The following is a 20096-nucleotide window of genomic DNA, read 5'->3' as shown; positions in this document are numbered from 1 at the left end:
TCGCTGCGTGGAGCAGGTTACCGCACCCGGGAACGCACCAAGCCCGGTGGTCAGCCGCGCGCCGGGATCCGGTCGCCGGCCAGCACCTCGCGCAGCCGGGCGGCGAACGCCGCGACGTCCGCGGGCGGGCCGTAGGGCGAGTCGAGGAAGCTGCCGTGGTCGCCGGGGAACACGACCGGCTCGACGCCCAGCGCCGCGCCCACGGCGAGGCCGCCGCGGTGCGCGAGCTGCCCGGCCGAGCCCTCGCCCACCGCGGGCACGATCCGCGTCGACGCGGCCCGGAGCGCGGCGACGTCGTGCTCGTGCGCGTTGCACGAGATCAGGTTCTGCGCGAGCAGCACGTCGTCGCGGGACCCGTCGTCGCCGGCGGGCAGACCGAACGCGGCGGGGTCGGCGGCCGACTGCCGGCCGAAGTCCTCCGTCAGCGGCCCCTGGTGCATCACCAACCGGACGAACTCCGCCATCCCGGCGCCGAACCCGCTGCGCAGGTAGGTCTCGTGCACGTGCCGGCAGGCGGCCAGCGCGGCCTCCCGGTCGGGGAGCAGCTGCGACGCCGGCGGCTCGTGCGCCACCAGGGTGCGCACCAGCTCCGGGTGCCGGGCCACCAGCACCAGCGCGTTGACCGCTCCCCCGCTGCTGGCCAGCACGTCCACCGGACCGCCGCCGACCGCGCCGACGACCCGCGCCAGGTCGTCGGCGTGCTCCTCCGGCGTCGACACCGCCGCGCCGTCGGTGCGGCGGCTGCGCTCGGCGCCGCGGGGGTCGTAGGTGACCACCGTGCGGTCGGGGAAGTGCGCCGCCAGCGAGACGAAGCCGGACGCGGCCATCGGGGAGCCGATGAGCAGCAGCGACGGCCCGTCGCCGGTGCCGGGCCGGACGTCGTAGGTGACGACGGCGCCGACCGTCTCGATCGTGTGCGTCTGCGGTGCGGTCATGCGCGGGTAGACGCCGCGTGCGGCCGGGACTCATCGGTGCCGAGGGCGACCACCCGCCACCGCCCGTCGAGCGACGCGGCGTCGTGCGTCACCAGCAGCACGGCGCGGGGGTCGCAGGCGAGCAGGTCGAGCACGCGGGCCGACAGCGCGGGGTCCAGGTGCGCGGTCGGCTCGTCGAGGAGCAGCACGTCGGCCGGGCTGAGCAGAGCGCGGGCCAGCCCGACCCGTGCGCGCTCGCCGGCCGACAGCCGCTCGCCGGCCTCCCCCACCCAGCCGTCCAGCCCGGGTGCGGCGGCCAGGTGCCCGAGCCCGACGTCGTCGAGGACGGCGAGCAGCTCGGCGTCGGTGGCGTCGTGCCGGCCCAGGCGCAGGTTGCCGGCCAGCGTGCCGCCGAGCAGCTGCGGCGCCTGCGCGGCCCAGGCCAGCCTCGACCGCACGCCGTCCAGCGGCAGGTCGCGGAGGTCGGTGCCGCCGAGGGTGACCCGGCCGGCGTCGGGGTCCCGCGCGCGCAGCGCCAGGTCCAGCACCGTGCTCTTGCCCGCGCCGCTGCGCCCGGTCAGCGCGACCTTGGCGCCGTCGGGCAGGGCGAGGTCCAGCCCCGCGACGGCGTCCTCCACGGCACCCGGGTACCGCAGCGTCACGGCGTCGAACACCAGCGAGGACGAGACCGGCAGGGACAGCGGCACCTCCGGTTCGGTCACCGCGGGCCGCTGCTCCCCCAGCGCCCGCACCCGGCCGGCGGCCGCGCGGATGCCGCCGGCGACGCTCCACGCCACGCCCAGCCCGCCGACGGCCTCGAACGCCCCGAGCACCCCGAGCGCGCACGCCGCCAGCAGCAGCACGCCGGTGCTGCCGGCGGCGACGTCGGCCGCGACCAGCCACAGCGCCGCGACCAGGCCGAGCCCGGGCACGCCCTCCCGGCACAGCGTGGTCACCGCGGCCAGCCGGGCGGCGGCCCGCTCGGCCTCCTCCTGCCGGTCGAGGTGGGCGTCCAGCGCGCGCAGCGCCGTCGCCCCGCCGTCGCCGGTGAGGTGGTCGGTCAGGCCGCGGAGCAGGTCGAGGGTGTCGGCCGCGACGTCGGCGTCGGCGCGCGCGGCCGCGACCGCCGCGCGCCGCCCCGCCCGCGCCGCCAGGGCCGGGACGGCCACGCCGAGCACCAGCAGCAGCGCGGCGAGCACCAGCGCGGTGGCCGGCGAGACCAGCGCGGTGCACCCGACCGCCACCCCGCCGGCGAGCGCGGCCAGCCCGGTGGGCACCACCAGCCGGGCGACCACGCCCTGCAGCTCGTCGACGTCGGTGCGCACCCGCGACAGCAGCTCCCCGCCGCGCGCGCCGCTGAGCGCGGCCGGCGCCAGCGGGGTCAGCCGCGCCAGCAGCCGCCCGCGCACCCGGGCCACCAGCCGCAGGGTGACGTCGTGGGTGACCAGCCGCTCGGCGTAGCGCAGCGCGGCGCGGGCCACGCCGAAGAACCGCACCCCGGTGATCAGCGGCATGAGCACCAGCAGCGTCGAGGGCCGCAGCGACGCGCCGGTGATCAGCGCCCCGGACGTCGCCAGCAGGCCCGCGCCGCAGAGCACGGTGAGCGCGCCGAGGACGACGGCCAGCACCGTCCGCGGGCCGCGCACCAGCGCGAGCAACTCGCTCACCGGGACACCACCGGGGCCGCGAGGGCACCGTCGGCCAGCGCCACGACCCGGTCGTGCAGCGCGAGCGGGGCGGCCCGGTGGGTGACGGTGACGACGGTCCGCCCCACCGCGGCCTCGTCGAGCGCGACCAGCACCGCCCGCTCGGTGACCGCGTCGAGCTGCCCGGTGGGCTCGTCGAGCACCAGCAGCGCGGCGTCCTTGACCAGCGCGCGGGCCAGCGCCAGCCGCACCCGCTCGCCGCCGGACAGCCGGGCGGCGTCCTCACCCAGCGGCGTCGCGGTCCCCCGCGGCAGCCGGTGCACCACGTCGCTCAGCCCGGCCCGCGCCAGCGCCTCCTCCACCTCGGCGCCGGTGGCGTCCGGCCGGCCCAGCCGCACGTTGTCGGCGACGCTGCCCGGCAGCAGGAACGGCCGCTCGGGCACGTGCGCCACCCGGGCCCGCCAGGCGGCCGGGTCGAGCTCGGTCAGCGGCACGCCGTCGACGAGCACGGCGCCCTCGCCGGGGACGGCGAGGCCCAGCAGCAGCCGCACCAGGGTGGTCTTGCCCGCGCCGCTCGGGCCGACCAGCGCCGTCCGCGACCCCGGGGGCAGGTCGAGGTCGACGCCGTCGAGGGCGGCCCGGTCGCCGTACCGCAGGGTGACGCCGCGCAGCGCCACGTGCGGCACACCGGCCGGCACCGGGCGGCTGCCCCGGGCCGGCTCGGGGGTGTCGAGCAGCGCGAACACCCGCTCGGCGGCCGGCTGCCCCTCCAGGCTCGCGTGCCGGTCGGCGCCCAGGGCGCGCAGCGGCGCGAAGAACTCCGGGGTGAGCAGCAGCACCAGCAGCGCCCGCTGCAGGGTGAGCTGGCCCTCGAACAGCCGCACGCCCACGGTGACCGCCACCAGCGCCGTGCACAGCACCGCGCCGAACTCGAGCACGAAGCCGGACAGGAACGCGGTGCGCAGCACCCGCATCGTGCTCACCCGGTGGGCCTCGCTGACGTCGGTGAGCCAGCGCGCGCTCGACCGCGCCCGCCCGTAGGCGACGAGGGTGGGCAGCACCCGCAGCGTGTCGGCCAGCGAGGCGCCCAGCCGGGCCAGCGTCTCCCACTGGGCGCGCGCGGCGCGGGCGGCCAGCGTGCCGGTGAGCCACAGGAACAGCAGCACCAGCGGGCCGGTGACGAGCAGGACCAGCGCCGACGCGGGGTCGAGCACCAGCACGGTCGCGGCCACCAGCGGCGGGACGACGGCGGCCGCCGTCGTCCCGGGCAGCAGCCGGCCGACGACGCCGTCGAGCCGTCCCACGCCCTCGGTGACCGTGGTGACCAGCTCGCCGTCCCGCTGCGCGCCGGCGTGGGCGGGGCCGAGGGCGACGAGCGTGCGCAGCAGCGCCGCGCGCAGCCCGCGGCGGACCCGCGCCGAGGTGCGCTCGACCGCCCGGTCGCGGACGGCGAGTACCCCGGCCCGCGCCAGCCAGGCGGCTCCCACCCCGCCGAGGGTGCCGGCGAGCGCCGCGGGGTCCGCGCCGTCGACGACCGCGGCGACGAAGGCGGCGACCAGCGCCCACTGCACGACCAGCAGCGCCCAGGTGAGCACGCCGGCGACCGCGCAGAGCACCGCCGAGCGGCGGACGCCGGGCACGAGGAGCAGCCGCCCGGCCGGACCCCGGGGCATCAGTAGCCGTGCGTGAGCGAGCCCTCGTCGGGCCGGACCCGCTCGCGGAAGACGTAGTAGTTCCAGATCTGGTAGCCGATGATCAGGGGCAGGAAGATCCCGCCCACCCAGGTCATCAGCACCAGCGTGTAGTGCTGGCTGGCCGTCTCCTCCAGCGTGAGGCCGAAGTCGGGGTCGAGCGTGGAGGGCAGCACCTCGCCGCGGGTGAACAGCGCGATGAACACCGTCACGGTGGCGAACAGGATGGTCAGGCCGCTCATCGTGAAGGCCAGGGTGTCGCGGCGCAGCGACAGCGCCAGCCAGATGCTGGCCAGGGTCAGGAACGCCGCGACCGGGAAGAACCAGGGCAGCACGCCGAAGCTCTCGAACAGGCCCTCGGTCACGTAGCCCATGACGACGAACCCGACGACGGCGACCGTGGCCAGCGCCCCCCACCGCAGCGCGGCCTTGCGCGCGCGGTCGTAGAGCACGGTGTCGGTGTGCAGGCGCAGCAGCAGGAAGTTGGCGCCGTGCAGCATGAACAGCAGCAGCGTGGTGACCCCGCCGAGCAGCGAGAACGGCGTGAACATCTCCAGCAGCCCGCCCTGCACCCGCCCCTCGCGGCCCACCGGCATGCCCTCGATGAGCTTGGCCATGATGACGCCCCACAGGAACGAGGGGACGACGCTGCCGGCGAAGGACATCCAGTCCCAGAAGGAGCGCCAGCGCTGGCTGTCGACCTGGTTGCGGTACTCGAAGGAGACCCCGCGCAGCAGCAGCGCCAGCAGGATCGCGACGAACAGCGGGTACATGCCGCTGAACACCGCGCCGTACCAGACCGGGAAGGTGGAGAACATCAGCCCGGCGGCGGCGATCACCCACACCTCGTTGCCGTCCCAGAACGGCCCGATGGTGCCGGTGAGCGCCCGCTCCTCGGGCTCCGTGCGGGCCAGCGTGGGCCGCAGGATGTCGACGCCGAAGTCGAAGCCCTCGAGGAAGAAGTAGAGGGTGAAGGTGAGCGCGATCAGCCAGAACCACAGGGTGACCAGGTCCACCGTCAGTTCCTCCTCTCGTACCCCTGCAGCCCGACGCCCTCGTAGTCCGGCGCGGGTGCGGCGACCAGCTGCGCCTCGGGCTTGCGGTGGATGCCGGCGCGGGCGGTGACGCTGAGCAGGTAGACGTCCAGCCCGATCAGCGCCAGGTACACCGCCCACAGCCCGATCAGGCCGGCGAGCACCTCACCGGCCGAGTTCGGGCTGACGCCCTCGGTGACGGTGAGCTCGCCGTAGACCATGAACGGCTGGCGGCCCATCTCGGTGACGATCCAACCGGTGAAGTTGGCGATCCAGGGCAGCGGGATGAACAGGACCAGCGCCCGCAGGTACCAGCGGGTGGTGTCGAGGCCGTGCTTGCGCCGCCACCAGAGGAACAGCCCGAGGAACGCCGTCGCCAGCAGCAGCGAGCCGATGGCGACCATGATCCGGAACGACCAGTACACCCAGGTGACCGGCGGGATGTAGTCGCCCTCCCCGTAGAGCTCCTGGTACTGCTCGTTGAGCGGGATCAGCCCCTCGTAGCGGCCCTCGAGGCTGTTGTAGGCCAGCACCGACCCGACGATCGGGATCTCGACGTTGAACGAGTTGCGCTGCTCCTCCTCGTCGATGACCGCCACCAGCGACCAGGGGGCCGGCGAGTCCGACGTCTCCCACTGGGCCTCCATCGCGGCGAACTTCATCGGCTGGTCCTCGCGCGCGACCTGCGCCTCGGTGTGCCCGCTGACGATGGAGAACACCGTGCCGATGGCGGCGAACACCAGCCCGACGCGCAGCGACCGGGAGTAGACGTCGGTGTCCTGCCGGCGCAGCAGGTGGAAGGCGCTGATGCCCAGGACGAAGAACCCGGCGACCACCCAGGCGCTGCCCTGCACGTGGGCGAAGTACAGCCAGGCCTTGTAGTTGAAGACGACGGCGGCGAAGTCGGTGAGCCGGGCCTGGCCCTCGACGATCTCGTAGCCCACCGGGTGGTGCATCCAGGCGTTGGCCAGCACGATCCAGAACGCGCTGATCTGGGTGCCGATGGCGACCAGCCAGATGCTGCCCAGCCGCATCCACGGCCGGAGCCGGTCCTTGCCGAACCACCACAGCCCGATGAAGGTGCTCTCCAGGAAGAACGCCATGAGCACCTCGAGCGCCAGCGGGACGCCGAAGATGTTGCCGACGAAGTCGGAGTACTCGCTCCAGTTCATCCCGAACTGGAACTCCTGCACGATCCCGGTCACCACGCCGACGGCGAAGTTGATGAGGAACAGGTGACCGAAGAAGTTGGTCATCTTCTCGTAGACCGCGCGCCGGTGCGAGCGCGTGTAGGCGAGCGTCTCCATGACTGCGATGAGGAACGCCAGCCCGACGGTCAGCGAGACGAAGAAGAAGTGGAAGATGCTGGTCGAGGCGAACTGGAACCGACTGAGCTCGACCACGTCCACGTGCGCACCACCTCGTCCGGGAGCCCGTCCGGAGGGGCGCGGGTCTGGCGCGGGCGGCCGGGCGCCCTCAGGGTTGCACGCAACTAGCTGAGTTGCACCGCGAGCGGGCGCGGGCTCCGCGGTCGGGCGGCGGGCCGCCCGGCCGCCGCCGTGCCAGGCTCCCGGGATGGCCTTCGACCTGCACCGCGCCGACGGCGAGGTGATCCGTTACGAGGACGGCGCCCGCTTCAGCTTCACCGCCACCGGGCACCTCGTCGTCTACGACACCCGGGGCAACAAGACGCTCTACAGCCACCACAGCTGGGACCGCATCGAGGAGCCGGTGCCGCCGCCGCGGACCTGACCGGCGACGGCGGCCCGGCTCAGCCGCGGGGGCGCTCGCGCCCCTCCCGGACCTTCACCGAGATGTCGAGCGGCGTCCCGGCGAAGCCGAACCGCTCGCGCAGCTTGCGCTCCAGGAAGCGCCGGTAGCCGGCCTCGAGGAAGCCGGTGGAGAAGACGACGAACCGGGGCGGCCGGACGTCGGCCTGCGTGACGTACTTGATCTTCGGCGCGCGGCCACCGCGGGCGGGAGGCGGCGTCTCCTGCACCAGCTGGCGCACGTAGGCGTTGAGCTCCGCCGTCGGCACGCGGGTCTCCCACGAGGCGAGCGCGGCGCGCAGGTGGTCGGCGAGCCGGCCGACGCCGCGGCCGCTGGCCGCCGAGATGTTGACCCGCGAGGCCCAGCGCACCCGGGCGAGGTCGCGCTCGACCTCCTTCTCCAGCTGGGCGTGCCGGTCCTCGTCGAGGGTGTCCCACTTGTTGATCGCGATGACCAGCGCGCGGCCGGCCTCGACCACCTGGGTGATCACCCGCTGGTCCTGCTCGCTGATCACCTCGTCGGCGGCGAGCAGCACGATGGCCACCTCGGCGGCCTGGATCGCGGCCTCGGTGCGCAGGCTGGCGTAGTACTCGGTGCCGCTGGCGGTGTTCACCTTGCGGCGCAGCCCGGCGGTGTCGACGAACCGCCACTCCTCGCCGCCCAGGGTGATGATCGAGTCGACCGGGTCCACGGTCGTGCCGGCCACCGAGTCGACGACCGAGCGCTCCTCCCGGGCCAGCCGGTTGAGCAGGCTGGACTTGCCCACGTTGGGCCGCCCCACCAGCGCCACCCGCCGCGGGCCGCCCTCCTCCGCCTCGCCGCGCGGCGCCTCCGGCAGCGCGTCGAGCACCAGGTCGAGCAGGTCGCCGGAGCCCCGGCCGTGCAGCGCGCTCACCGGCTGCGGCTCGCCGAGGCCCAGCGACCACAGCTCGGCGGCGTTGGCCTCGCTGCGCTCGTCGTCGACCTTGTTGGCGACGACGATGACCGGCTGCTCGCTGCGGCGCAGGATCCGCGCGGCGGCCAGGTCGGTGTCGGTGGCGCCGACGGTGCTGTCGACGACGAGCACGATGACGTCGGCGGTGCGCATCGCGTGCTCGGCCTGCCGGCTGATCGACGCGCCCAGCCCCTCCGCCCTGGGGTCCCAGCCGCCGGTGTCGGTGACGGTGAACCGCCGGCCGTTCCACAGCGCCTCGTAGGAGATGCGGTCGCGGGTCACCCCCGGCACGTCCTGCACCACCGCCGCGCGGCGGCCCAGGATCCGGTTGACCAGCGTCGACTTGCCCACGTTGGGCCGGCCGACGATCGCCACCACCGGCAGCGGGCCGCCGGTGCCCTCCTCGGTCACGACCGCACCTCCACTGCCGAGCGGGCCAGCTCCACCACGCGGTCCACCACCTGTTCCCGACCGAGGTCGGTGCTGTCGACGACCACCGCGTCGGCGGCCGGCCGCAGCGGACTGTCCGCGCGGCTGCTGTCGTACTCGTCGCGGCGGCGGAGGTCGGCGGCCAGCTCGGCGATCTCGCCGGGCGTGGTCAGGCCCAGCTGGGCGGCCCGCCGCTGCGCCCGCGCCTCCGGCGCCGCGGTCAGGTACACCTTCACCGTCGCGTCGGGCAGCACCACGGTGCCGATGTCGCGCCCCTCGACGACGACGGCGTCGGCCGCGGCCACGAGCCCGCGCTGCTGGTCCACCAGCCGGCGGCGCACCGCGGGCACCGCCGAGACCGCCGAGACGGTGCGGGTCACCTCGGCGCCGCGGATGCGCTCGGCGACGTCGGTGCCGTCGACCGCCACCCGCTCGGTGCCGGCGTCCGTGCCGACCTCGATGCGCGCGCCGGCCACCACCCGGGCCACGGCCTCGCCGTCCTCCGGGTCGACCCCGGCGTCGAGGACGGCGACGGTGGCCGCCCGGTACATCGCGCCGGTGTCGAGGTAGGCCGCGCCCAGCCGGGCCGCGACCGCCCGCGCGACGCTGGACTTCCCCGTCCCCGACGGCCCGTCGAGGGTCACCTGCCCCCGGAACGCGCGCTCGCTCACCGCTTCGCTCACTGGGCGATGTCCCGTCGCAGCGCCACCGCACCCCGCAGGTACACGTGCTGGATCTCGGTGCGCGGCCGGTCGGTCTCCACGTGCGCCATGAGCCGCAGCACCCGGGGCAGCGCGTGCGGGACGCCGATCTCGGTGGCGCACATCAGCGGCACGTCGCCCATGCCCAGCTCGCGGGCGGCGAGCGCGGGGAACTCCGACACCAGGTCGGGGGTCGCGGTGAACAGGATGCTGATGATGTCCTCGGCGTCGAGACCGTTGCGCTCCACCACCGTGCTCACCAGCTCGCGGGTGGCCTCGAGCACCTGGTCGCGGTCGTCGGCGTCCACCTGTGTCGCGCCCCGGATGGCCCGTACGGCCACTGCACCCTCCTCGGTCGGTCCCGGCTCCCGTTCCTGGGGTGCCCGGTCGAGTCTAGGTACCCCGCGCCACCCGCCTCCCCGTGGCAGCTGCGGCCGGCCGCGGCGACACCGGGACCTAGGGCCCTACGCAGTTCCGGACGGATTCGTCACGGTAACGGGGTGAGTCGAGACGAGGCCCACGGCCGGGCCACCGCCCGCCGCTCCGGCGACACCGGGACCCCCGCGGACCGGACCAGCCCGGGGCGGCCACTGTGCACCGTGCGGACCGACCGCGCCGCCGGCACGGTCCGCGTCCGCGGTCACCTGGACGAGGTGGGCGCGGAGGCGCTGTGCCGGGTCGTCGCCGCGCTCCGGCAGCTCGGCCACCGGCACCTGGACGTGGACCTGGGGACGACGACGCTCACCGACGACGCCCGCGCGCTGCTCACCGCCGTCGCCCGACCGGCCGGCCGCGGCGCCGGGTGAGGGCCGGGGACGTCAGAGCGGGCGGATGCCCCAGGTCGACGTCGTCGACTCCCCGGGCCCCAGCCGGCGGACGCCCACGCCGGTGCGGAAGGCGTCCGGCGGGCAGGTCATCGGCTCCACGGCCAGGCCGCGCCGGCGACGCCCGGTGTCGGCCAGCACGTCGCCGCTGAACAGCTGCAGCCAGCGGTAGGAGGCGTCCAGCCACAGCGCGGCGCCGCGGCCCTCGGCGTCGGTCAGCCGCACCTCGGCGACCCCGTTGGCGTCGCGGGAGAGGTCGGTGAGGCAGTCGTCGAGCACGAGGTCGCCCAGCGGCGCGCCGGCCCGCAGGTCGTAGGGCGTCCCGTCGACCGGCGCGGTGCCCGTGGGCAGCAGCCGCTCGTCGGGGACGACGCGGGTCGCGGCCGGCACGGTGAGCAGGTCGCCGTCGAGCCGGCCGCCCGGCGAGGCGAGGTAGGGGTGGTGGCCCTCGCCGTAGGGCAGGTCGGCGTCGCCCTCGTTGGTCGCGGTCGTGGTCACCCGCAGGCCGGCGTCGCTGAGCTCGTAGCCCACCTGCAGCCGCAGCACGAACGGGTAGCCCGGCTGCGGGAAGAGCACGTGCTCCAGGACGACGGCGTCGGCGGCGCGGGCGAGCACCCGCCAGGGGGCCCAGCGCACCAGCCCGTGCAGCGCCGTTCCGCGCTCGGGCTCGGTGACCGGGGTGACGTGCCGGGCGCCGTCCCACGACCAGACGCCGTCGCCGAGCCGGTTCGGCCAGGGCGCGAGGACCTGCCCGCGGCAGTCGGGCGCCATCTCGTGCGGCCCGTACCCGTCGACGACGTCGCGGCCGCCGGCCTGGTAGCCACGCAGCCCGGCACCCACCTCGACGACGACGGCCTCGGCGTCCCCGGACCGCAGCACGTGCTGCTCCCCCGAGGGGTTCACCGCCGGCGCTCCGCGGTGAGGTCGCGGACCTCGGCGTAGCGCTCGCGGACGGCGGGGACCGGGTCGGCCTCGTAGGTCTCGGTGCTGGTGGCCGGCCACACCGGCGGCGTGTCGCCGCCGGCCAGCACCCAGGCGGCCTGCCGGGCGGCGCCGTCGGCGACGTACTCCCCCGGCGGCGGCACCAGGACCGGCACGCCGAGGACGGCGGGCGCGAGCCGGCGGACGGCCTCCGAGCGGGCGCCGCCGCCGACCAGCAGCACCCGGCGCACCGGGTTGCCCTGGGCGGCGATGGCCTCCAGCCCGTCGGCCAGGCCGCACAGCAGCCCCTCGACGGCGGCGCGCGCCAGGTGGGCCGGGGTCGAGGTGGTCAGGGTCAGCCCGTGCACCGCCCCGGTGGCGTGCGGCCGGTCCGGCGTCCGCTCGCCCTCCAGGTAGGGCACCAGCACCAGGCCGCCGGCCCCGGCCGGCGCGCTGAGCGCCAGCCGGGACAGCTCCGCGTGGTCGACGCCGAGCAGCCGCGCGGTGGCGTCGAGCACCCGGGCGGCGTTCAGCGTGACCACCAGCGGCAGGAAGTTGCCGGTGGCGTCGGCGAACCCGGCCACCGTGCCCGACGGGTCGGCGCTCGGCGTGGTGGACACGGTGGAGACCACGCCGGAGGTGCCGATGGACAACACGACGTCGCCGGGCTCGGCGCTGATGCCCAGCGCCGCGGCCGCGTTGTCGCCGGTGCCGGGACCGAGCACCGCGCCGCCGCCGGCGACCGTCCCGGCCCGCTCGGCGGGACCGAGCACCCGCGGCAGCACCGGGGTGCGGCCGAACGCCCGCTCGAGCAGGTCGGGCCGGTAGGCCTCCTGCGCCGGTGACCAGTAGCCGGTGCCGCTGGCGTCCCCGCGGTCGGTGACCAGGGCGTCGAGGCCCGGGGTGCCGGCCAGCTGCCAGGTGAGCCAGTCGTGCGGCAGGCAGACCGCCGCCGTCCGCGCCGCGTTGTCCGGCTCGGCCTCGGCCAGCCAGCGCAGCTTGGTCACGGTGAAGGAGGCCACGGGCACCAGGCCGACGGCGTCGGCCCAGGCCTGCGGGCCGCCGAGCTCGGCGGTCAGGTCGGTGGCCGCCTGCGCGGAGCGGGTGTCGTTCCACAGCAGGGCGTCGCGCACGACCCGGCCGTCCTCGTCGAGGCAGACCATCCCGTGCTGCTGCCCGCCGACGGCCACCGCGGCGACGTCGTCGAGGCCACCGGCCTCGGCGACCGCCGTCCGCAGCGCCGCCTCCCAGGCAGCCGGGTCGACCTCGGTGCCCTCCGGGTGCGGCGCCCGGCCCTCCCGGACCAGGGCGCCGCTGCCGGCGTCCCGCACCACGACCTTGCACGACTGGGTCGACGAGTCGACCCCGGCCACCAGTGTCATGACCGGCTCAGCGGGCGCCGAGCAGGTGCTCGAGCATCAGCTGGTCGACGCGGACGACGCCGGCGCCCCGCTGGGCGACGGTGTCGGCGTCGAACTCCTCGAACGCCGAGCGGTCGGCCAGCAGGTCCTCGAAGGTCTCGCCCTCGGCGAGGGTCGGCTGCCGCAGCTCGGGGACGCGGGCCGCCGCCAGCGCCTCCTGCACCTCGGGGTCGGCGCGGAAGGCCGCGGCCCGCTCCTTGAGCAGCAGGTAGGTGCGCATGTTGGCCTCGGCCGAGCGCCACACGCCGTCCATGTCCTCGGTGCGCAGCGGCTTGTAGTCGAAGTGCCGCGGTCCGTCGTAGGACGGGCCGCCCTGCGGGCCGCCGTTCTCGAGCAGGTCGACGGTGCTGAAGGCCTGCAGCAGGTCGCCGTGGCCGAAGACCAGGTCCTGGTCGAACTTGGGCCCGTGCTGGCCGTTGAGGTCGATGTGGAAGAGCTTGCCCAGCCAGATCGCCTCGGCGATGCCGTGGGTGAAGTTCAGGTTCGACATCTGCTCGTGGCCGGTCTCGGGGTTGATGCCGACGAGGTGGGCGTGCTCGAGCTTGGAGATGAAGGCGATGGCGTGCCCGACGGTGGGCAGGAAGATGTCGCCGCGGGGCTCGTTGGGCTTGGGCTCCAGCGCGAAGCGCAGGCCGTAGCCGCGGGCCTCGGAGTAGGCCGCCAGGGTGTCGATCGCCTCGGCGTAGCGGTCCAGCGCGGCGAGCAGGTCCTTGGCGGTGTCGACCTCGGTGCCCTCGCGGCCGCCCCACAGCACGTAGGTCTGCGCGCCCAGCTCGGCGGCGAGGTCCATGTTGCGCATGACCTTGCGCATCGCGTAGCGGCGCACCTCGCGGTCGTTGGCGGTCAGGCCGCCCTCCTTGAACACCGGGTGGGTGAACAGGTTGGTCGTGACCATCGGCACGACCAGGCCGGTCTCGTCGAGCGCGGCACGGAAGCGCTTGAGGTGCTCGTCGCGCGCGGTGGCGTCGCTGCCGAACGGGACGACGTCGTCGTCGTGGAAGGTGACGCCGTAGGCCCCCATCTCGGCCAGCCGGTGCACCGACTCGACGACGTCGACGGCGGAGCGGGAGGCCTCGCCGAACGGGTCGCGGCCCGGCCAGCCGACCGTCCAGAGGCCGAAGGTGAACTTGTCCTCGCGGGTGGGCTGCGGAGTGCTCATGGGGATCCCTCCATCGGGTTTGTATTGCCGTAGAACATAAACCGCCGACCCGGCTAGCCTCAAGGGGTGACGACGATCCGGCCCGGGGCCAGCGTGGCCCGCCAGGCGTCGTTGCGCAGCGGCAACCTGGCCCTCGTGCTGCGCACCGTGTGCGCCGCGGGCGAGCCGCCGTCGCGGGCCGACGTCGCCGCGGCCACCGGGACCACCCGGGCCACGGCCGCGCGCCTGGTCGACGACCTGGTCGCCGGGGGCCTGCTCGACGAGGTGGAGCAGGCCCCCTCGGGCCGGCGCGGCCGCCCGGCGACGCCGCTGGCCCCCGGTGCGCGGGTGGTCGCGCTCGGGCTGCAGGCCGACGCCGGGCTGCTGGCGGCGCGCGTGCTCGACCTGCGCGGGCGGGTGGTGGCCGAGCGGGTCGAGCCCGGTGACCTGCGGGCCAGCGACCCGGGGCCGACCCTGGCCCGGCTCGGCGACCTCGCCGCCGCCCTGCTCGGGGAGCTCCCCGGCGGCGCGCGGCTGGCCGGCGCGGGCCTGGCCCTGCCGGGCATCGTCGACGTGGAGGGCGGGCTGCTGCTGCGGGCGCCGAACCTGGGCTGGTCCGACGTCCGCCCGGCCGCGCTGCTCACCCCGCCGCTGCCCGTGGAGCTCGTCCTCGGCAACGAGGCCGACCTGGCCGCGCGCACGGTCGCCGAGACCGCGCCCGCCCGGCCCGGCCCGCACCGGGACTTCGTCTACCTCTCCGGGCAGATCGGCGTCGGTGGAGCGACCGTCATGGGCGGCCGGGTGGTGTCCGGGAGCTCGGGCTGGGCCGGCGAGGTGGGCCACGTGTGCGTCGACCCCGACGGGCCGGCCTGCCGCTGCGGGTCGACCGGCTGCCTCGAGCAGTACGCCGGGCGCGACGCCCTGCTGGCCGCCGCGGGCCTCCCCCGCGACGCCGGCCCGCGCGAGCTGGCCCGGCGGGTGGCCGACGGCGACCGGGCCGCGCGGGCGGCGGTCGAGCGCGCCGCGTGGGCGCTGGGCGTCGCGCTGGCCGGGGTGCTCAACGTGCTCGACGTGCCGACCGTCGTCCTCGGCGGGTCGCTCGGCGAGCTCGCCGACCTGGTGCGTCCCCGGCTGGAGGAGGACCTGGCCCGGCGGGTGCTGTCGGCGCGCTGGCGCCGGCCGCGCGTGGTGGCCGCGGCCGGGGCCCCGGCGGCCGGCGCCACGGGTGCCGCCCTGCGCGCGCTCGACGCCGTCGTCGCCGAGCCCGCCCGTTGGCTGGCCGCGGCCGAGTCACCGCCGCCGTGATCATCGTCGGGTGGCGGTCGCCGTCGGCGTGTCGGACCGCCACCAGCCGGTGATCACGGCGCGCCGGGACGCCAGCCCCGGCCGGTGAGTGCCCGGCGCGTGCGCTCGACGACCACCGTGGGCGACTCCACGTGGCGGGCGGCGAAACGCAGCACCAGCCACCCGTCGGCGGCCATCAGCGAGTAGCGGTCGACGTCCCGGCCGAACTGCTCCGCCTCGGCGTGCTGGCGGCCCTCGTACTCGATGACCACCCGCCACCGCGGGTAGCCGAGGTCGCCGTGCGCGACGACGCGGCCGCGGCCGTTCCGCACCTCGACCTGCGGCTCCGGGTCGGGCAGGTCGCTGGTAACCAGCCAGTACCGCACCAGGCTCTCCGGCCGGGACATCGACGCCGGCGTCAGCAGCGGCGCGCACCGCCGGGCGCGGACCACGCCCCGGACGCGGGTGGCCCGCTCCAGGCGCCCGGCGAGCGCCGCGGGGGCCAGGTGACCCCGGCGCGCCAGCGCGTCGCCCACCGCCACCAGCTCGTGCGGTGGCAGGTGCTCGGCGAGGTCGAGCCAGGTCTGCGGCCCGGACGTCACCCGCAGCCCGCGGTGCACGACGACGTCGTCCGCGGTGAGCCGGCGGGCGTGGACGGCGAACTCGGCGCGCTGCGGGAGCACCCGGCGCGGGGTCAGCGCGACGTGGGCGCGCGCGGGCAGGTCGACGTGCGCCCCGAGGAGGGCGGCCGCGGTGCCGTGGCTGTACGCGGCGTCGGCGGGCAGCAGGCCGGCGAGCAGGGCGAGCCGCTCGCGGTCGTCGACGGCGTCGTCGAGCCGGACGACGAGGTCGTGCGCCAGGCGCACGTACCCGGGGCCGCGGAGCCGGGCGCGGGTGATCCCGGCGGCGCGGGCGGAGGCGGCGGTGTGGGTGGGAGGGAGGGACACCCGGCCACGCTGCGGGCGGCCGGGCCCGCGGCGGCCGGCCGGCGGACGACGGTGGACGGGCGCCGGCCCTGTGGACACGCTTCCCCCGCCGTGTGGGCCGCCGTGATCATCGGCGCGTGGTCGCCCGACACGCCGCCGGGAACCACCACCCGCCGATGATCACGGGGAGATCGGGCGGCGGGAGATCAGGGACGAGGGGCCACCGCGCCCTACAGGCCGACGAGCTCCTCGAGCGCCCCGACCTCCTGGCGGGTGAGCCGCCGGATCGAGCCGCTGCGCATCCGCTGCAGCGAGACCGGGCCGACCGCGGTGCGGGTCAGCCGCGACACCGGCAGGCCCGCGGCGGCCAGCAGCCGGCGCACGATGTGCTTGCGGCCCTCGTGCAGCACCACCTCGACCACCGACTGGCCGGCGTGGGTGTCCACCACCCGGAACGAGTCGACCTTCACCGGTCCGTCGTCGAGCTCGATGCCCGCACGCAGCCGGCGGTGCACCTCGCGCGACACCGAGCCCGACACCTGCGCGAGGTAGGTCTTCTTCACCCCGTAGGACGGGTGGGCCAGCCGGTGGGCGAGCTCGCCGTCGTTGGTGACCAGCAGCAGGCCCTCGGTGTCCTGGTCGAGCCGGCCGACGTGCACCAGCCCGGGCGCGAGGTCGCCGACCATGTCGCCGATCGTGGGCCGGTCGCGGTCGTCGCTCATCGCGGTGAGCACGCCCGGGGGCTTGTTGAGCGCGTAGGTGACCCGGTCGTCGCGCAGCTCGATCCGGCGGCCGTCGACGGCGATCTTGTCCGTCGCGGGGTCGACCCGCATGCCCTGCACCGTGACGGTCGCGCCGTTCACGCTGATCCGGCCGCGGTCGATCATCTCCTCGCAGACGCGGCGGGAGCCGACGCCGGCGCGGGCGAGCACCTTCTGCAGCCGCTCCCCCTGGCGGTCCTCGGTAACGGGGGCGGGCTCGCGGTCGCCGGGGTGGGCCGGCGCGAGCTCCATGTCCTCCGACCAGCCCTCACCGCCGGGGGTGCCGGGGAGGTCGTCGGGGTGCGCTGCGGTGTCCATCGCCGTCCAGTCTCCCACCCCGGCGGACGGTGCCGGACCGGCGGACGACGGGCGGGACTCAGCCCTCCGCGGTCTCCCGCGCGACCGCGGCGGCGTCGGGCAGCAGCGGTGCGAGCGGCGGGAGCTCGTCGAGGCCGGTCAGCCCCAGCCGCTCGAGGAACAGCGGCGTGGTGCCGTAGAGGCCGCCGCCGCTGTCGGGGTCGGTGCCCACCTCGGTCACCAGGCCGCGCGCCAGCAGGGTGCGCATGACGCCGTCGACGCCGACCCCGCGGATCGCCGACACCCGCGCGCGGGTCACCGGCTGCCGGTAGGCGATGACGGCGAGCGTCTCCAGCGCCGCCTGGGTGAGCCGGGTGCGCTGGCCCTCGGCCAGGTGCCGCTCGACCACCGGCGCGAACTCCTCGCGGGTGTAGAACCGCCAGCCCTCCCCCACCCGGCGCAGGGTGACCCCCGACCGGCGGGCGTCGTGCTCGGCGGCCAGGTCGGCCAGCGCGGCGCGCACGCGGGCGGGCGGGACCCGCAGCGCCGCGGCCAGCGTCGCCTCCTCCACCGGCCCGTCGGCGATGAACAGCAGCGCCTCCAGCCCGCCGCGCAGCTCCACCGGGTCGACGTCGACATTGACGTCGACCTCGACATCGGGCAGCGGGAAGAGGGCGGCCTGCGGCCCGTCGTCCAGCGGCTCGTCGGGCAGGGACTCCCCGGGCAGCGGCTCGTCGGGCAGCGGCTCGTCGGGCAGGGGCGGCGGCTCGGGCTCGGGCGCGGCCGGGCGCTCGGCCACCCGGGCGGCGAGCTCGGCGGCGACGGCGTCCCAGACGGCCGGGTCGGCGTCGGCCCGGTCCGCGGACGTCTCGCGGGTGGCCTCCAGCTCGGCGGCCAGCGCCTCCCAGCTGATCGGCGCCCGCTCCGGCGGCTCCTGCGGCCCGCTCACGAGGCGGCCCGCTCGTCGTCCCGGGGAGCCGGGCCGCCGAGGTCGCCGACGGCGGCCACGGTGGCCGGGCCGGTCCAGCGCACGTGCAGCTCCCCCAGCGGCGTCGGCTGGGTGAAGGTGACCCGCTGCTGCCGGTAGAGCTCGAGCAGCGCGAGGAAGCGGGCCACGACCTCCAGCGTCGAGGAGCAGTCGCCGGTCAGCGCCCGGAAGGTCAGCGAGCCCGCGCCGAACAGCGCACCGCGCAGCGCCAGCAGCTGCTCGGCGACGCTGACCGGCGGCGCGTGCAGGTGCGTGACGCCGACCGTCGGCGGCTCCTTCGGCGCCAGCGCCCGCGCGGCCAGCGCGGCGAAGCGCTCGGGCGTCACGCCCAGCAGCACCTCGGGCACCAGCTCGGCGAACCGCGGCTCCAGCGGCACCTCGCGGGCGTACCGGCCGGCCGCGGCCGTCTCCCGCTCGCGCAGGAACGCCGCGGCCTGCTTGTAGGCGCGGTACTGCAGCAGCCGGGCGAAGAGCAGGTCGCGGGCCTCGAGCAGCTCGAGGTCGTCCTCGTCGTCGACCTCGGCGGCCGGCAGCAACCGGGCCGCCTTGAGGTCGAGCAGCGTGGCGGCGACGACGAGGAACTCGCTGGCCTGGTCGAGGTCGAGCTCGTCGCCGAGCGCCCGCAGGTGGGCGATGAACTCGTCGGTGACCACCGACAGCGCGATCTCGGTGACGTCGAGCTGGTGCCGGCCGATCAGCTGCAGCAGCAGGTCGAACGGGCCCTCGAAGTTGGTGAGCCGGACGGTGAAGCGGGTCGACGGCGCGTCGTCGGCGACACGCTCCGCCGTCGCCACCGCCCGTCCGTTCCCGTTCACGGACCGCAAGGCTACGTGCGACCCCCGACAGATCCCGGCACCCGCGCGCGGGTGTCGGGTCCTAGCCGCGGAGGCGGCGGACCAGCACCGAGGTGTCGCCGTTGTCGGCCAGGTCGGCGAGCAGGACGGCGATCGCCTCGCGCACGATCCGGCCGCGGTCGGCGGCCACGCCGTGCTCGGCGCGCAGCGACAGCCGGGCGCTCTCCAGCGCGAGCAGCTCCTCGGCGGAGATGTAGACGGTGATCTTCTCGTCGTGCCGCTGGCGGGCGCCGCCGGCGGGACGGGCGGCCTTGCCGCGGGTGCGGGCCCCGGGCGCGGACGGCGCCGCGACGCCGGGCGCCCGGTAGGCGGCCAGCGGGTCGGCCGACGCGCCGCCGGGAACCAGCGTCAGGCCGGTACCGGGAGCCGGCTCCTCGGCCGGCTCGGGCTCGGCGGCTCGGCGGGCCGCCCCGCGCAGCGCCGGTGACCGGCTGGCCGCGGCCAGGTCGGGCAGCTCGGTGACCTCGGCACCGGCGGGCCCGTCGGTGCGCCGGAACAGCTCGGCGGCACCGGGCAGGACCGGACGACGTGTCACAGGGAGATGACCTCCTTGGCCAGGTCGCGGTAGGCGGCCGCACCCGACGAGGTCGGCGCCCAGGTGGTGATCGGCTGGCCGGCCACGGTGGTCTCCGGGAAGCGCACGGTGCGCTGGATGACCGTCCGGAAGACGGTGTCGCCGAAGGCCTCGACCACCCGGCTGAACACCTCCCGGCAGTGCACGGTCCGGGAGTCGTACATCGTGGCGAGGATGCCGTCGATCTCCAGCGACGGGTTGAGCCGCTCCTTGACCTTGTCGATCGTGTCGACCAGCAGCGCCACCCCGCGCAGCGAGAAGAACTCGCACTCCAGCGGGATGACCACGCCGTCGGCCGCGGTGAGCGCGTTGACCGTGAGCAGGCCCAGCGAGGGCTGGCAGTCGATGAGGACGTAGTCGTACTCGTCGCGGACGTCGGCCAGCGCGCGCAGCAGCGTCTGCTCGCGGGCGACCTCGCTGACCAGCTGCACCTCGGCGGCCGACAGGTCGATGTTGCTGGGCACCAGGTCCAGGCCGGGCACGTCGGTGCCCACCCGGACGTCGGCCAGCGTCGTCCGCCGCTCCATGAGCGCGTTGTAGATGGTGCGGTCCAGCTGCTGGGCCGGGACGCCGAGGCCGACCGACAGCGCACCCTGCGGGTCGAGGTCGACCAGCAGCACGCGCCGGCCGTACTCGACCAGCGAGGCGCCCAGGTTGATCGTCGACGTCGTCTTGCCGACGCCGCCCTTCTGGTTGCACATCGCGATCACCCGCGCGGGGCCGTGCCGCTCCAGCGGTGGGGGCTCGGGCAGCCGGCGCTGCCGCGCGCGGGCCGGGTCCAGCTTCGAGGCGGCGGCCCCCATCTCGGTGCCGCTCTCGGCCGGGAGCGCGAGGGCCTGGCCGGCCACGTCCCCTCGGATCGCCATGAGTCGCCCTTCCTCCCGTTCCCCTGCCGGCCGTGCCGGCGCGAGCAGCGTCCTGTCCGCTCGGGTCGTCCCCGACGGTAGGGAGGCAACGGCGCGACGGGCGGGAGGACACGCCGGTGCTGG

The 20096-nt window shown here is 76.2% G+C and carries 20 protein-coding genes; 3 read left to right on the top strand and 17 right to left on the bottom strand.

Annotated features, from left to right (window positions below):
• Window positions 1–50: 50 nt before the first annotated feature.
• The 5 genes from BLQ97_RS18080 to BLQ97_RS18060 are packed head-to-tail and all read right to left on the bottom strand — an operon-like array spanning window position 51 to window position 6694.
• Entirely contained in the window at window positions 51–935 is an 885-nt protein-coding gene (locus BLQ97_RS18080; RefSeq protein WP_091367434.1) for an alpha/beta fold hydrolase, read from the bottom strand.
• Window positions 932–2581, bottom strand: coding sequence for a thiol reductant ABC exporter subunit CydC (gene cydC, locus BLQ97_RS18075; RefSeq protein ID WP_091367433.1), 1650 nt, complete (start codon window positions 2579–2581; stop codon window positions 932–934). The genes BLQ97_RS18080 and cydC overlap by 4 nt, the downstream gene beginning before the upstream one ends.
• Complete coding sequence (cydD, locus tag BLQ97_RS18070) at window positions 2578–4233, bottom strand: thiol reductant ABC exporter subunit CydD (protein ID WP_091367432.1); 1656 nt, start codon at window positions 4231–4233, stop codon at window positions 2578–2580. Before cydD ends, cydC begins: the two co-directional genes overlap by 4 nt.
• Entirely contained in the window at window positions 4233–5267 is a 1035-nt protein-coding gene (cydB, locus tag BLQ97_RS18065; protein ID WP_091367431.1) for a cytochrome d ubiquinol oxidase subunit II, read from the bottom strand. The genes cydD and cydB overlap by 1 nt, the downstream gene beginning before the upstream one ends.
• 2 nt (window positions 5268–5269) lie before the next feature.
• Window positions 5270–6694, bottom strand: a complete 1425-nt coding sequence (locus BLQ97_RS18060) for a cytochrome ubiquinol oxidase subunit I (protein WP_091367430.1) — start codon at window positions 6692–6694, stop codon at window positions 5270–5272.
• A gap of 166 nt (window positions 6695–6860) precedes the next feature.
• On the opposite strand from BLQ97_RS18060, the gene BLQ97_RS23445 reads away from it, so the two are divergent.
• Window positions 6861–7037 carry a hypothetical protein gene (locus BLQ97_RS23445; protein ID WP_169063827.1) on the top strand — a complete coding sequence of 59 codons (177 nt, stop codon included), beginning with the start codon at window positions 6861–6863 and terminating at the stop codon, window positions 7035–7037.
• A 19-nt stretch (window positions 7038–7056) separates the two neighbouring features.
• Here BLQ97_RS23445 and der read toward each other — a convergent pair whose 3' ends face one another.
• From der to aroH, 3 genes are read right to left on the bottom strand one after another with little or no spacing between them, the layout of a single operon-like run.
• On the bottom strand, window positions 7057–8400 hold the full coding sequence (der, locus tag BLQ97_RS18055; RefSeq protein WP_091367429.1) for a ribosome biogenesis GTPase Der: 1344 nt from the start codon (window positions 8398–8400) through the stop codon (window positions 7057–7059).
• On the bottom strand, window positions 8397–9101 hold the full coding sequence (gene cmk / locus BLQ97_RS18050; protein WP_245692421.1) for a (d)CMP kinase: 705 nt from the start codon (window positions 9099–9101) through the stop codon (window positions 8397–8399). Before cmk ends, der begins: the two co-directional genes overlap by 4 nt.
• On the bottom strand, window positions 9098–9460 hold the full coding sequence (gene aroH, locus BLQ97_RS18045) for a chorismate mutase (protein ID WP_091367427.1): 363 nt from the start codon (window positions 9458–9460) through the stop codon (window positions 9098–9100). Before aroH ends, cmk begins: the two co-directional genes overlap by 4 nt.
• 159 nt (window positions 9461–9619) lie before the next feature.
• Between aroH and BLQ97_RS18040 the strand changes: the two genes are divergently transcribed.
• A complete protein-coding gene (locus BLQ97_RS18040) occupies window positions 9620–9925 on the top strand; it encodes a hypothetical protein (protein WP_091367426.1) in 306 nt (101 codons plus the stop codon).
• Window positions 9926–9937: 12 nt separating this feature from the next.
• On the opposite strand, the gene BLQ97_RS18035 is transcribed toward BLQ97_RS18040, so the two are convergent.
• From BLQ97_RS18035 to xylA, 3 genes are read right to left on the bottom strand one after another with little or no spacing between them, the layout of a single operon-like run.
• Window positions 9938–10846, bottom strand: a complete 909-nt coding sequence (locus tag BLQ97_RS18035; protein ID WP_091367425.1) for an aldose 1-epimerase family protein — start codon at window positions 10844–10846, stop codon at window positions 9938–9940.
• On the bottom strand, window positions 10843–12246 hold the full coding sequence (gene xylB, locus BLQ97_RS18030; protein WP_091367424.1) for a xylulokinase: 1404 nt from the start codon (window positions 12244–12246) through the stop codon (window positions 10843–10845). Before xylB ends, BLQ97_RS18035 begins: the two co-directional genes overlap by 4 nt.
• 7 nt (window positions 12247–12253) lie before the next feature.
• Window positions 12254–13444: a xylose isomerase gene (gene xylA / locus BLQ97_RS18025; RefSeq protein WP_091367423.1), complete on the bottom strand. Its 1191-nt coding sequence runs from the start codon at window positions 13442–13444 to the stop codon at window positions 12254–12256.
• 66 nt (window positions 13445–13510) lie between these two features.
• On the opposite strand from xylA, the gene BLQ97_RS18020 reads away from it, so the two are divergent.
• Window positions 13511–14728, top strand: coding sequence for an ROK family protein (locus BLQ97_RS18020; protein ID WP_175471812.1), 1218 nt, complete (start codon window positions 13511–13513; stop codon window positions 14726–14728).
• A gap of 53 nt (window positions 14729–14781) precedes the next feature.
• Here the strand turns inward: BLQ97_RS18020 and BLQ97_RS18015 are convergent, their stop codons facing one another.
• From BLQ97_RS18015 to BLQ97_RS17990, 6 genes are all read right to left on the bottom strand, one after another.
• Window positions 14782–15654 (bottom strand): endonuclease domain-containing protein, encoded by an 873-nt coding sequence (locus BLQ97_RS18015; protein WP_091367422.1) that lies wholly within the window; start codon window positions 15652–15654, stop codon window positions 14782–14784.
• Window positions 15655–15863: 209 nt separating this feature from the next.
• A complete protein-coding gene (locus BLQ97_RS18010; protein WP_091367421.1) occupies window positions 15864–16712 on the bottom strand; it encodes a pseudouridine synthase in 849 nt (282 codons plus the stop codon).
• 58 nt (window positions 16713–16770) lie between these two features.
• On the bottom strand, window positions 16771–17640 hold the full coding sequence (scpB, locus tag BLQ97_RS18005; protein ID WP_217637255.1) for an SMC-Scp complex subunit ScpB: 870 nt from the start codon (window positions 17638–17640) through the stop codon (window positions 16771–16773).
• Window positions 17637–18494 (bottom strand): segregation and condensation protein A, encoded by an 858-nt coding sequence (locus tag BLQ97_RS18000; RefSeq protein WP_245692417.1) that lies wholly within the window; start codon window positions 18492–18494, stop codon window positions 17637–17639. The genes scpB and BLQ97_RS18000 overlap by 4 nt, the downstream gene beginning before the upstream one ends.
• Window positions 18495–18555: 61 nt before the next feature.
• Window positions 18556–19068: a hypothetical protein gene (locus BLQ97_RS17995; RefSeq protein WP_091367419.1), complete on the bottom strand. Its 513-nt coding sequence runs from the start codon at window positions 19066–19068 to the stop codon at window positions 18556–18558.
• Window positions 19065–19973, bottom strand: coding sequence for a ParA family protein (locus tag BLQ97_RS17990; RefSeq protein WP_091367418.1), 909 nt, complete (start codon window positions 19971–19973; stop codon window positions 19065–19067). Before BLQ97_RS17990 ends, BLQ97_RS17995 begins: the two co-directional genes overlap by 4 nt.
• Between the last annotated feature and the right edge of the window lie 123 nt (window positions 19974–20096).

The sequence above is a fragment of the Geodermatophilus telluris genome (assembly GCF_900102745.1).
GTDB lineage: Bacteria > Actinomycetota > Actinomycetes > Mycobacteriales > Geodermatophilaceae > Geodermatophilus > Geodermatophilus telluris.
The sequence above is the reverse complement of the archived record's forward strand: the minus strand, read 5'-3'. Positions and strand labels throughout refer to the sequence as shown.